We start from the raw sequence: 12,589 nt of genomic DNA, 5'->3' as shown, positions 1-12,589 counted from the left end.
GCGTATCCGGCAGTCGAAAAGGCGGACCGCTCTCAGTTGAAAACGATGGCCATCTTGTGCGCGATGCTCAGCCGGGCCGCTTCGTAGAGCAGCAGCCACGAGGCGTATTCGCGATGAAGGCCTTCGTCGACGTCGACCAGGCCGTTGATTCGTTTGGCTTCCTCGTCCGACAGCTGGCCGTCGACAAGGGTGATGCCCAGCGCGGGCGCCACCAGCACCAGCTCGTCGCGCAGGCGGTAGGACGAGCCGAGCATGCCGCCGACCACTTCCTTTTCGTCGTCGGGGTCGGAATACAGGACCTCTTCGAAATCGACAGGCACGTAGAACCCGTCTGCATCCGAGTGGCGGATCAGGTGGCTTTCCGAGTCGAAGAGGGCGTCTTCGACCACCGGATCGTCCGTGGGATCGACACCGTCCGGCAATGGCGTCGCCATCCAGTCGGGTGACTGTGCGCGGTACGCGTAGGCCAGGCGCAGGTAGTGGATGTACGAGTACGGGAAGCTGCGCAGCGACGCACGCGAGTGCAGCGGCGGCAGCTCCCGGGGCTCGGCATGCGGCGGAAGGTCCGCCGATGCCAGCAGCTTGTTGGCCACCGCCAGTTCTTCCTGGCGCCACTCGGCGCCTTCGGTGTCGTTCTCCAGCAAGTAAGCCAGCGTACCGACGCTGATGGCGAGGCCCATGGTGTTTCTCCCTTTTTTTCGTCAATCAGTCAGTCGGCCAGTCGATCGATCGATCGCTGGCCCGTCGCGCCGCGATGCGGCCTGGCTTACTTCGCTGCCTCCACCTTCACCCGCGCATTCGGCGACTCGCCGAACATCTCGGGCGCGTACATCGCCTCGACGCGGCTCGGCGGCAGCGCGAAGTCGCCGACGTTGTTCAGGCGCACGGTGTATTCCATCTTCACCACGCCCTTGGGCAGGTACTCGTAGTAACTGCGGAAGGCCTCGAAGCTGCGTTCTTCGAAAGCCGCCCAGCCGGAGCCGGACTTCTTCTCGCCCTGCGTGGCGATCTGCGAGTCACGGCCCAGGCCGCCGCCCAGGATGGTGGCGCCACCCGGGATCGGGTCGCTGATGACGACCCAGGTCATGTCGGCACTGGCGTTCACTTCGAGGGTGACGCGCAGCACGTCGCCGCGGGTGTACTTGCCCGCGGTGGCCTGCTCGACCGGGGTGATGGTCTTCTTGATCGCGTAGCCGGCGGCGAACGGTGCCTTCAACTGCACGGCGGCAATCGACTGCAGCGTGAGCCACGGCTTGCCGGTGCCTTGCTGGGTGACCAGCAGCGTGTCGCGCACCGGTGCACCGGAAGGCGATGCGGCCCAGGGCAGGAACATCGTGTTGTTCTTCAGGTTGCCCGGCGAGGCGGGTGCGCCGAAGAAGGTGGTCTGGTTCGGTGCGCCGGCGGCGTCGGTGGTCTTGACGCGATCGACCTTGCTCCAGTCGACCTGCGCCTTGACGGCACCCAGCGTGGCGGCGGTCACGCCCGACACCGGGGTGCTCTCGAACACCTTGCTGAACTTCTCCAGCGCCAGTCCGCCCCACAGGTTGGCGGTGGTGGTGTGCCATGCGCCGTTCTGCTGGCGGCCGATGAAGCCGTTGGCGAGCTTGCCGATGTCGTCCTTCCAGGCCGGGTCGTCCATCACGCTGAGCAGCAGGCGGGCGGTGTTGACGTCGCCGTTGGTCATCAGCCACCACCAGTAGTCGTCCTGCTCGGTGCTGAAGATGAGCTTGGTGCCCTGGTAAGACAAACGAGCCTTGAGCACGTTGTTGGCTTCGTCCAGGCGCTGCTGGCGCTGCGGCACGTCGTTCACGCGCTTCAGGATGTTGAGCCAGTCGATCACCGCGCTGGTGGGCCACTGGTTCGGCGCGATGGTGATGCTGCCGAGCATGCTGCCCTTGGCCTTGCCGTAGCGCGAGAGCGCTTCGAGCGCGGCGAGCTTGCGCACGTCGAGGTCCTTGCGCGGGCTCCAGAACTCGCGCGTGATGCGGCCCTCGACAAAGGCGATCAGGCCCGATTCCATCGGCGCGCGCACGTCATCGGCCAGTGCGAAGGCCGGGTTGAGCTGCGCGGCCTCGTTCGTCGCTGCGAGCAGGTACGAGGTGAGGATGTCGCTGCCGCGGTTGGCTTCGCCGTCGCGCGGCGGGAAGTAGTTGGCCAGGCCGTCGCTGTCGAGGTAGGTCGGCAGCGTGGCCAGCACGCCCTGCCACATCTTCGCGTCGCGCAGGCCGACCGATTTGCTGGTCTTCTGTTCGAGGCAGATGAAGGGGTAGTTGGCGAACCAGTCGCGCACGCCCGGCAGGCCTTCGGCGAGCTTGGGTTGCAAGGCCAGCTTGAGGCCGCCACGGCCGGGGAGGGCGTCGGCGGGTGGGGCCACGTCGAGCGTGAACGGCCCGTCGAGCTGCACCAGCGTCGCCTGCTGCACCGTGAGCGGCACCGAAGGCACGATGCGCTGGCGCACCTTGAGCGCGTCGCGCGCGCCGCCGATGGTGTCCTTGGCTTCGATCTCCCACAGGATGGCTTCGGCGCGCGTCTGCGCGAGCTGCGCGGGCGCGGTCACGGTCCATGCGACCTCGCGCGCTTCGCCGGCCGGAATGTCCACGGTCTGCGGCTCCAGCGTGAGCAGGGTGGCGCGCGGCGTGGCCTCGACCTTCATCGGCTTTTGCGTGGTGTTGCGCAGCGTGATCTGGGCGCGGAACTGGTCGTCCTCGCGCACCAGCGGCGGCAGGCCGCTGATGATCTGCAGGTCTTGCGTGGCCTGGATGCTCATCTGGCCGGTGCCGAACAGGCTGGTGCCCGCATCGGCCACGGCCACGATCTTGAAGGTGGTGAGCGCATCGTTGAGCGGCACCGTCACCACGGCCTGGCCGTTGGCGTCGAGCACGACCTTCGGGTTCCACACCAGCAGGGTGTCGAGCAGTTCGCGCGTCTGGCCCTTGCCGCCGCCGCCGCCCGCGGGCACGGCCTTGCGCCCGTAGTGGCGCCGGCCGACGATTTCCATTTGCGCGGTGGAGGTGCTCACGCCCCAGCTGCGTCGCTGCAGCATCGCGTTGAGCAGGTTCCAGCTGTCGTTGGGCATCAGCTCCAGCAGGGCCTGGTCGACCGCGGCCAGTGCCACTTCGGCGCCGGCGGCCGGCTTGCCATCGGGCAGCTTGGCGGAGATGGTGATCTGCGCCTTGCTGCGGATCGGGTAGCTGGGCTTGTCGCTGGTGACGGTCACGTCGAGCTGGTGGGCACGCGTGCCGACGCGGATCTCGGCCATGCCCAGGCGATAGGCGGGCTTGCTCAGGTCGACCATCGCGGTGGGCGCGACGTATTCCTTGCCTTCGTACCAGAAGGCGGTCCACCACTCACGTGGTGCCTTGAAGCCCCAGGTGAAGAAGCTGTACCACGGCACTTCGCGCAGGCGCCCGCGCAATGCGAGCACGCTGATGTAGGCGTTCGGGCCCCATTCGGGCTTGACCTCCAGGGTGACCGTCGGGTCCTTGCCGTCGAGCTGCACCACGTGCGTCTCGATGATGCCTTCGCGTTCCACGGCGACCAGCGCGGTGGCAAAGCGGAACGGGCTGCGCACCTGGAACTTGGCGATCTCGCCGGGCTGGTAGCTCTTCTTCTCGGGCAGCACGTCGATGCGGTCGTTGTCTTCGCCGCCGAACCAGAGCTCGCCCTGCTTGGTGACGTAGACCGAGCTCACGGCCTTGGCGTCGCGGCCGTCGCTGTCGGTGGCGCTGGCCACGAGTTCGACTTCGCCGGCTTCCTTCAGCTCCGACTCGCACAGCAGCAGGCCGCGCGCGTCGCTCTTGCCGCTGCAGACGGTGCCGATGTCCTTGGTCTCGGTCTTGTTGTCGTAGGTGTAGAAGCCGCCCACCATGCGCTTGCGGCTGGTGGTGGTGATGCGGGCCACGGCGCGCACGTTGAGCGTCACGCCGGCCTGGGGCTTGCCCGTGAGGTCGAGCGCGAGCGCCTGGAACTTCAGCTTCTGGGCGGTGGAAACCCAGCCTTCGGTCTTGATGCCGGCGATGACGGCGGCCGGCCACAGCGTCTGCGTGCTGCGGATGGTCTGCACTTCGCCGTTCGGGTCGGCGTAGGTGGCTTCGAGCAGCAGCTCGCGCGGCGACTTGACCTTGGGCACCTTGTCGATGGTGACCTTGCCCGCGCCGTCCTTGTTGAGCGTGACGGGCAGTTTGTCGGCGATCACGCGGGTGTCGCTGCTGCTGTTGCTGTCTTCTTCGCCCGAATCGGTGTCGGCGCTGCTGGTGGACTGCGTGCCGGCGGCCTGTTCGGTGCGCGGCGGGTTGAAGCTGAAGGCGTCGTAGTCGGGGAAGCTCAGGCTCTTGCCGCGCACCATGGCCGACACGCGCACCGGCAGGTTGGCGGCGCCGCCGCCGGCCACGTAGTTGATCTGCACGTCGGTCGGCACGCTCGTCGCGGCTACCAGCGGCTTCTTGTCGGTGGGCGCGATGCGGCCCTCGAGCACGGGCAGGCGGAACTCTTCGACGCGGAACATGCCGGTGCTGAAGCTGCGGCTGCCGCCGCCGCCGCCTTCGTCGTCGTCGCTCTCACCGTCGCCGTTGGCGTCCTTGCCGCCGCCGCTGCGCAGCACGACCTCGTACACGCCGAGCTTGGCTGCGGGTGGAATGGGGAAGGTGTTTTCGGCGCTCAGGCCGCCGGTGGCGGTCTTGCGCCAGTTCAGCGGCTGCGTGAAGCGCTGGCCGCTGCCCACGTGGGTGATGACCAGCGTGTCGGGCCGGCTTTCGGGCAGGCCGAAACCCTTGCTGGTCTGGGTGCGGATCAGGCTCTTCATCGACACCGTTTCGCCGGCGCGCAGCAGCGTGCGGTCGAAGATGGTGTGGGCCACGCGGTCGGCCTCGGGCTGCAGGCTGGTGGGCACGTTGAAGCGCCAGGGCTCGATGCCGCGCTGCCAGTCGCTCCAGGTGAAGGCGAGGTCTTCGACGCCCTTGTCGTCCTTGGCGCGGGCGCTCACGAACCACGCGCTGCTGTCGTATTCGTTGGCACCGTTGCAGCTCGGCGCCTGCGGCGAGATGCCGCTGAGCATGACCACGCCGTTCGCGTCGGTGGTGCCGGTGGCCACGGCCTTGCCGTCGCAACTGGACACGCGCACTTCGGCGCCTGCCACGACCTTGCCCTTGTCGAGCGTGGTGACCCAGGCCATCGAGTTTTCGCGGCCCAGCTTGAAGTGCACGGCCAGGTTGGTGGCCAGCGCGGTGGTGCGCACGTACATCGTGCGGCCGGCGTTGTAGCGTTCGTCGAGCAGCGCTTCACCGAGCTTCTGCGAAGCGATCTCGAGCACGTGGAAGCCCGGCGTGAGCGGGATGCCGATGACTTCGAAAGGACGCGGATCGCCCGCATCCGACTTGGGCATGTCGAGCGCCTTCACGCCCGGCTGGCCCGCCAGCAGCGACAGCATGCGGGTCTGCAGGGAGGTGCGGTCGTCCTTGTCGATGACGGGGGGCAGCGGGCCCTTGACGTCCTTGCGCGCCTGTTCGCGCGTGACGCTGTAGCTGTCGTAGCGGCGCACCTTGCGGAACCACGCGATGATTTCCGCGTCGGTCTTCGGGTTCATGTCGCTCACCTTGCCGGGCGTGAGGGCGTTCACCATCAGCTGCGGCTCCACGCGGCGCACGGTGACCGGCATCATGGCCGGGGTGTCGGGCTCGGCCAGGCGCTCGACCACGCCGAAGGGCGAGGCGGCGAACTTGGCCAGCGGCGGCATGGCACCCGTGGCGACCTTCATCGGGAAGTTGCCGGGCGTGGCCAGCGGGCGCCCCGAGGCGTCCTCGAACTTGGAGGGCAGCTCGATGCTGTATTGGGCGCTCTCGGTCAGCGGCGGCTCGAAGCTCACGCCGTTGACCACATCGTCGTCGCTCTGCGTGCCGCCGTCGTTGTCGAGCTTGGCCTTGACGGTCTTGTCGCCCTTGAGCTGGATCTGCGAGGCCAGCTTGCGCGTGACCGGCGCGTTGAACTGCAGCTGCATCGGGCGCAGCGGCAGGCAGGCGGCCTGTGCGTTCTCGCGCTCGCAGGTGAAGGACACGGCGAAGGGCTCGCGGACCTGGTAGTCGAAGCGGCGCTCGACGTTGTTGGCAATGCCCGAGGGCGTGGCCACGCCCTTGCCGTAGACGATCTGTACCTTGCTGCCGGGCGTCAGCGTGCGGTTGCACTGCATCGTGATGAAGCGCAGCGGGTCTTTGGCGGCTTCTTTCTCGCGGCCGAAGGCCTTGAGCAGGCCGGTGCGCTGGTCGCCGTCGAGCAGCTTGGCAGGAATGCGCTCGCCCACGCCGTCGGCCGAGCACCAGACGTTCTGCCGAACGCTCTCGAGCGTGGCCGCGCCGTTCAGCTCGAGCATGAACATCTGCTGTTCGTCGATGCGCGAGTAGGTGCCGGGCATGTAGTTGCGCACGAACGGGCCGCCGGTGTTGAACTGGTAGCGCTCGGGGCCCGTCAGCTCGCCGCTGGCGGGCTTGAAGGTGGGGATGCGGGTGACCGTGCAGCGCACGCCGGGCGGCAGGTCGTTCTCGAAGTCGTAGACCCAGGCCTTGGCGTCGGTCCAGCGGCCGGTGCCCTTGCCGGCCTGCGCGTCGGTGCAGCTCACCGAGAGCGGCGCGGGGGCCTTGGGGTCGCCGAAGTTGACGGCCGCCTGGTCGAACTTGGCGACGATCTGGCGCACGCGCGCGACCTCGCCTTGCGGCGACAGACTGGTGATCTGGAGGGCAAAGCCCGGGCCGGCCATGAGGGCGCCGCCGGCCAGGAGCAATGTTGGAAAGAAACGGTTCACTTATATCTCCACCTAGAGGCAGCGCGCAGCGTAGCCGATTTGCGAGGCAGTTCGGCAGTGCCAACGGTCATATGTCTTTCGTGTCGCCGGTGCGCGTACGCCGCTCTTCTTACAATCCGTACCGTCTTGCGTGCGCCGCGCAGGCCGCCACCAAGACCTCGCCGCCGACCGATGAAACGCTACTGGGAAATAGACGCCTTGCGCGGGCTGATGCTCGTGCTGATGACCGTCACCCACCTTCCCACGCGCCTGACCGATCCGCTGGGTCAGCCTTTTGGTTTCGTTTCGGCCGCCGAAGGCTTCGTGCTGCTGTCGGCCTTCGTGGCCGGGCTGGTCTACAGCCGCATCGGCTACGCGCGCGGGGTGGACTCGATGCGCCAGGCGTTCTGGCGGCGCGTGGTCAAGGTCTACCTGTGCCAGGCGGCGATTCTTCTGTTCTTGTTCACGGTGATCGCCGCGCTGGGGCTGCACATCGACCAGCCGGCGGTGAAGAACCTGGTGTCTTACTACCTGGCCGAGCCGCGCGATGGTTTCCTGTACGGGCTGCTGCTGATCTACGAGCCCGCGCTGCTCGACATCCTGCCCATGTACATCTTCTTCATGCTGATGAGCCCGTGGGTGCTGGCCTTTGCGATGCGCCACGGCTGGACGCTGGTGATGGTGGTGAGCGTCAGCGTGTGGGTGGCGGCGCAGTTCGGCCTGAGCGAGTGGGTCTACGGGCTGGCCGTGCGCTACCTGGGCGTGCCGGTGCCGTTCCACGAGATGGGCGCCTTCAACACCTATGCCTGGCAGTTCCTGTGGTTCGCGGGGCTGTGCATCGGTGCCACCCGCAGCGGCCCCGCCGCGCGGCCGCTGCGCTTTCCGGCATGGCTGCTGGTGCTGGCGGCGGGCATCGCGCTGTACGGCCTTTATTGGCGCCACACCGGCATCAACGGCCAGGCGCCATTCGGCGGCGATGTGGAGCTGAACCTGCTGTTCGACAAATGGCAGCTCGGGCCGCTGCGGCTGGTCAACCTCGTGGCGCTGGGCATCCTGGCGGTGCGCTTCGGGCCCTGGCTGATGCGCCGGATTCCGCGGATGCGCTGGCTGGAGGCGATGGGTTCGGCCTCGCTGCCGGTGTTCTGCGCGCACCTCGTGGCGGTGCTGCTGGTGCTGGCCTTCTATGGCGACAGCCAGACTGCGCGGCCGTGGTGGGGCGACGGGTTGCTGCTGTTGGCGGTGTTCGCGGGGATGTACTTCGTGGCGCGCTTCACGCGCGGCGCGGACGTTCCACCGCCGGCGGATGACGTGCCGTCGGGCCCCGCGCCGGCCTGAGCCGCGCGGCCCGATTCACGGGTCGGGGGTCAGGGCCGCGAGGTCGCGACCGGCGCCGGCGGAACGCTCGGCAGGTGCGGCGCGATCACCGAGTGCCACAGCCGGTAGCCTTCGTCCGTCATGTGCAGCTTGTCGCCGCGGAACAGCTCGGGGCGCGGCCGGCCATCGACACCGATCATCGGCGTGTAGATGTCGATGTATTCGCTGTTGGGCAGCAGGTTGAGGTAGGCCGAGATCACGTGGTTGGTCTCGCGGATCTGCGGCATGAGCTGCTCGCGCGAGGGGCTGGGCTTGACCGAGATGAAGCTGATGCGGGTGTTGGGCAGCTCGGCGCGCACCGCGTTGGCAAAGCGCGCGAAGCTGTCGAGCACCTGCAGCGGCGTGCGGCCTTCGGCCAGGTCGTTGTCGCCGGCATAGACCATCACCTGCCGGGGCTTGTAGCGCACCACGAGGTCGCGCGCGAACAGGCTGCAGTCGAACAGCGTTGAGCCGCCGAAGCCGCGGTTGACGATGCCGCCGGGCACCTGGGCAAAGTCCTGCTGCATGCGGGTCCACATGCGCACCGTGGAGCTGCCGACGAACACCACCCCGCCGGGCGCGGGAAAGTGCTCCTGGTCGGCGCGGGCGAAGGCGGCCAGCTCGTTGTGCCAGCGTTCCTTGGCGGCCAGGTAGTCGCGGGCGGACGCGGCCTCGGCGGCGGCCGTCTCGGATTCCTGGGGGAAGAAGGCAGGCTGGGCCTGCGCGGCGAGCGCAGCCGTCAGCAGCGCGGCCGCGGCCAGCGCGGTTTTCATCGAAGACATTGGAAAGGCAGGCAGGAAGCAGGTCAGATGGTTTTTTCGATGAGCGCGCCCTTGAAGACCACGGGCCCCTTGGGTCCGCTGCCTGGCGGGACGCCGCCCTTGGCTTCCAAGGTAACGGCCAAGGTCGGCACGGCGTGGACATCGGATTCCGATGCCGCCAGCCGCAAACCCGGTGCATTGTCGAGCACGCCGAGCGAGCGCGGCGCGCCGCCGGGCGGCAAAGCCCACAGTTGCAGCGACTTGTCGCCAGCTTCGGTGTAGTTGCCTACGCGTTGCAGCACCAGCTGCTTTTTCTTCGGATCGAAGGTCACCAGCATCGAGGCGGTGGACTGGTCGTCGGACAGCACGGCCACGTACTGCACAGCCGGGGCGTTGTTCAACTGGTCGCGCAGGTTGAGCCCGACCACCACGGCCAGCACGGTGGCCAGCGCGCCGGCCGCCGTGGCGCCGCGCCAGAGCGCGAGGCTGCGCAGCCAGCCACCGGGCTGCGGCCTGGCGCTCGCGGCGGCGTTGGCCGCGTCGCGCTGTTGCGCCATGGCCTGCTGGGCCTTCTCGGCGTCGATCATGTTGCGGATGCGGGTCCACACGGCCGCATCGGGAACGATCGGGCTTTGCAGCTCGGTCATGCTCGCGAGCCGGCCTTGCCAGACCAGCGCGGCGGCGCGCACTGGCGCCTGCTCGCGGGCCATGGCCTCGAAGCGGCGGCGGGCGCCGCCGCGCAGGGTGCCCAGGGCGTGGCTCGCGGCCAGCAATTCGAGCAGTTCGGGGTGTGCGATGAGATTCATGGGGTCACCTTCTTCGTCATCGCCTTCATGCAAAACGCCCCATGCAGACGCGCAGCTTTTCGAGCCCGCGCCGGATCCATGTCTTGACCGTGCCGAGCGGCAGCTTGAGTTGCTCGGCCAGCTCGCCGTGGCTCATCTCCCGCAGGTAGGCCAGGCTGACCACCTCGCGCTGGCGGCCTTCCAGCTGGTCCAGGCACTGGTGCAGCGCCCAGGCCTGTTCGCTCGCGTCGGCGGTGTCCGCCGGGTTCGGCGCGTCCGATTCGAGGGTGTCGGCCATCAGCTCGTCGAATTCCTGGGTGAGCTGGGCGCGGTCGGCGGTGCGGCGCCGCAGCAGGTCGAGCGCCCGGCTGCGAACGATCAGCCCCAGCCACGCCAGCGGAGGACTGAGCGACGAGCGGTAGTCGCCGGCGACCCGCCAGACGGTCAGGAAGGCCTCTTGCAGGACGTCTTCCGCCCACTCGCGCTGTCGCACGACGCGCATCGCCAAGCCCATCAGCTTGGGCGAGGTGCGGTCGTAGAGCTGCCGCAGGGCGGCTTCGTCGCGATGGCCGATGCGATCGATCAAGGCCATCAATTCGGCGTCCGGGCTGGGTGCTGTCATTCGCGGATTGTCGGACATCGGTGCGCATGCCTGATATACGCCCTGCGAGGCCGCCCGGATTCAGCCCGGGAAACCCTCCCGCGAGATGGGTTCGGCGGCCATCGGCGACGACCCCGGACACCCGCGATTCGGCCGCCAAATGGAAACATTTGTTAACGTATACTGCCCCGAAAAATCGAATGAGGCCGTGTGAATGAGGCCGATCGGAGCGCCAAGGCCGCGTGCATGCGGGCGGGGGGAAGAATGAAGCAAATAGCGATCGTGATCGCGCTCTGCATCGGGGCGTGGTACTTCTTTATCGGCGGCCGCAAGCTCGACGAGAACATGGTGCGCGACTACTACCACCAGGAAGCGCGCGCCATCTCCGCCAACGATGCCGACAAGCTGTGCAAGCAGCTCAGCCGCAAGGCCGTGATCGAAAGCAAGACCACGATGATGGGCAAGACGGTCGAGACCACCCACGACCGCGACGAGGCCTGCGAGGCCACCCGCAAGACCTTCGAGAAGATCCGCGCCATCAGCGACCAGGTCGGCAGCATCCTCGCCATCGAGTACGACTACCACATCGACACCATCGAGGTAGCCACCGACCGCCGCAGCGCGACCGTTCAAGGCACCAGCGTGCTCAAGATGGGCGAGTCGATCCTGCAGTTCAAGACCAGCTTCACGCAGCGCCTGGAGCGCGAACTGGGCCAGATGCGCCTCGTGCATGCCGACGAGGCCACGGTGGTGCGCGTCGGCGGCCGGGGCGCCATGAGCCAGAGCGAGTTCTTCCGCAAGTAAGCAAGCCGCAAAAAGCAGCAAGACCCGAACAGAAAGCAGGCCCTCGTCATGATCGTCGTCAAGGATTCGTTGCCGCCTCCGCCGCCGTTCTGGCACCGGCTCAACAGCTTCTTCGCCTTTCCGTTCCAGATGCGGCCGCTGGCCTATGGCCTGCTGCTGTCGTTCTGCAGCCTTTTCTTCGAGGCGATCTTCTTCCTGCCCGATGTGCTGGCCTTCGTGCTCATCGAGATCGGCATCATGCTGGCGGCCAGCCGCTACGGCTTCAAGATCATCGCGCTCGGTGCGCGCGGCATCCGCGATTCGGCCGACTTCGGCCGCGAGTCCAGCGACGATTGGACCTACCTGCCGTGGAAGCTGTTCGCCATTTCGGTGGTGCAGGCCTTCCTGATTGGCTGGCTGGCCTGGTATGCGCCAGTGCTGGGCACGGTCGCGCTGTTCGTCATGTCCTTCACCTTTCCGGCGGCGGTGATCGTGCTGGTGCAGTCCGGCAGCTTCTTCCAGGCAATGAACCCGGGCCATGTCATGGACGCGATGCGCACCATCGGTTGGCCTTACGCGCTGCTGTGCTTCTTCCTGTTCCTCTTGAGTTCGGGCGCGCAGGTGGCCATTTCGATGGTGGTGCCGATGTTCGACGGCCGCATCATCCTGCCGATCGTCAACTTCGCCTTCATCTACTTCGGCTGGGTCATGGCGAGCCTGCTGGGCTACGTGATGTTCCAGCACCACGATGCGTTCGGCATCGACGCCGTGCCCGGGAGCGAACTCGGCGATGGCGCACCGGTGGACCGCCGCACGCCCGAGCAGATCGCCGCGCAGCGCACCGATGCCGAAGTGGCGCAACTCATCACCGACGGCGACCTCGCCGCCGCGCTCGGCACGGCCTACGAAGCGCAGCGCACGGCCGCGTCGGACGACCTCGCGGCGCAGCGCCGCTACCACCGCGTGCTGGCGATGCTGCCCGACAAGCAGGCCACGATGCTCGATCAGGCGCGGCGCTTCATCCCGCTGCTGATGCGTCGCGACATGGCGTCCGAAGCGCTGAAGGTCTTCAAGCTTTGCCGCGAGCGCGACAAGACCTTTGCGCTCGACGACCCGTCGATGGTGATCGCGATGGCGCGCGCCGAATGGCGCAACGGCGACGCGCACGCCACGCTGGCGTTGCTGTCGGGCTTCGATCGCCGCTTTCGCGGCAATGAGGCGATCCCGCAGGCCTATGAATTGGCAGCCCGCGCGTTGGTGCAGGGGCTGGGGCGCACGGACATGGCACAGCCGATTCTGACGACGCTGGAGTCGCGTTATCCGGACAGCGAGCAGACGCAGGAAGTGCGTTGGTTGCTGCGGCCGGCGCCGGCTGTCTAGAACCTCCTAGAGCCCTTTAGAGGCGCTCTTCGCAGGCTTGCGGCCTGCCTGATCGTTGGCCGGTCAAGCATGCCGGCGATCTGGGGCGCGCTTTTTCGCCGCCTTGCTATTGCGCAAATACCACGGATCACGGATGGATGTAGTTCATATGAATTAC

The 12,589-nt window shown here is 67.5% G+C and carries 8 protein-coding genes; 3 read left to right on the top strand and 5 right to left on the bottom strand.

What is annotated here, in order from left to right; translation table 11 throughout:
* Positions 1–32: 32 nt before the first annotated feature.
* Complete coding sequence (locus tag BLQ28_RS24180) at positions 33–680, bottom strand: hypothetical protein (RefSeq protein WP_093245595.1); 648 nt, start codon at positions 678–680, stop codon at positions 33–35.
* 86 nt (positions 681–766) lie between these two features.
* Positions 767–6,745 (bottom strand): alpha-2-macroglobulin family protein, encoded by a 5,979-nt coding sequence (locus tag BLQ28_RS24175; RefSeq protein ID WP_093246148.1) that lies wholly within the window; start codon positions 6,743–6,745, stop codon positions 767–769.
* Positions 6,746–6,961: 216 nt separating this feature from the next.
* Between BLQ28_RS24175 and opgC the strand changes: the two genes are divergently transcribed.
* Positions 6,962–8,104 (top strand): OpgC domain-containing protein, encoded by a 1,143-nt coding sequence (opgC, locus tag BLQ28_RS24170; RefSeq protein ID WP_093245591.1) that lies wholly within the window; start codon positions 6,962–6,964, stop codon positions 8,102–8,104.
* A gap of 29 nt (positions 8,105–8,133) precedes the next feature.
* Here opgC and BLQ28_RS24165 read toward each other — a convergent pair whose 3' ends face one another.
* The 3 genes from BLQ28_RS24165 to BLQ28_RS24155 are packed head-to-tail and all read right to left on the bottom strand — an operon-like array spanning position 8,134 to position 10,290.
* The gene (locus tag BLQ28_RS24165) at positions 8,134–8,895 is read right to left on the bottom strand and encodes an SGNH/GDSL hydrolase family protein (protein WP_093246147.1); all 762 of its coding nucleotides are present in this window, start codon (positions 8,893–8,895) and stop codon (positions 8,134–8,136) included.
* A 32-nt stretch (positions 8,896–8,927) separates the two neighbouring features.
* Positions 8,928–9,689 carry an anti-sigma factor gene (locus BLQ28_RS24160; protein ID WP_093245588.1) on the bottom strand — a complete coding sequence of 254 codons (762 nt, stop codon included), beginning with the start codon at positions 9,687–9,689 and terminating at the stop codon, positions 8,928–8,930.
* Between the two features lie 25 nt (positions 9,690–9,714).
* Positions 9,715–10,290 (bottom strand): RNA polymerase sigma factor, encoded by a 576-nt coding sequence (locus BLQ28_RS24155; protein WP_256327439.1) that lies wholly within the window; start codon positions 10,288–10,290, stop codon positions 9,715–9,717.
* 243 nt (positions 10,291–10,533) lie between these two features.
* Between BLQ28_RS24155 and BLQ28_RS24150 the strand changes: the two genes are divergently transcribed.
* Both BLQ28_RS24150 and BLQ28_RS24145 read left to right on the top strand, forming a co-directional pair.
* The gene (locus BLQ28_RS24150; protein WP_093245583.1) at positions 10,534–11,073 is read left to right on the top strand and encodes a hypothetical protein; all 540 of its coding nucleotides are present in this window, start codon (positions 10,534–10,536) and stop codon (positions 11,071–11,073) included.
* 48 nt (positions 11,074–11,121) lie between these two features.
* Positions 11,122–12,432, top strand: a complete 1,311-nt coding sequence (locus tag BLQ28_RS24145) for a tetratricopeptide repeat protein (protein WP_093245581.1) — start codon at positions 11,122–11,124, stop codon at positions 12,430–12,432.
* Positions 12,433–12,589 lie beyond the last annotated feature (157 nt).

The sequence above is a fragment of the Variovorax sp. EL159 genome (assembly GCF_900100965.1).
Classification (GTDB): Bacteria; Pseudomonadota; Gammaproteobacteria; order Burkholderiales; family Burkholderiaceae_C; genus Variovorax.
Note: the sequence above shows the minus strand (reverse complement) of the source record. Positions and strands in the feature narration are given on the sequence as shown.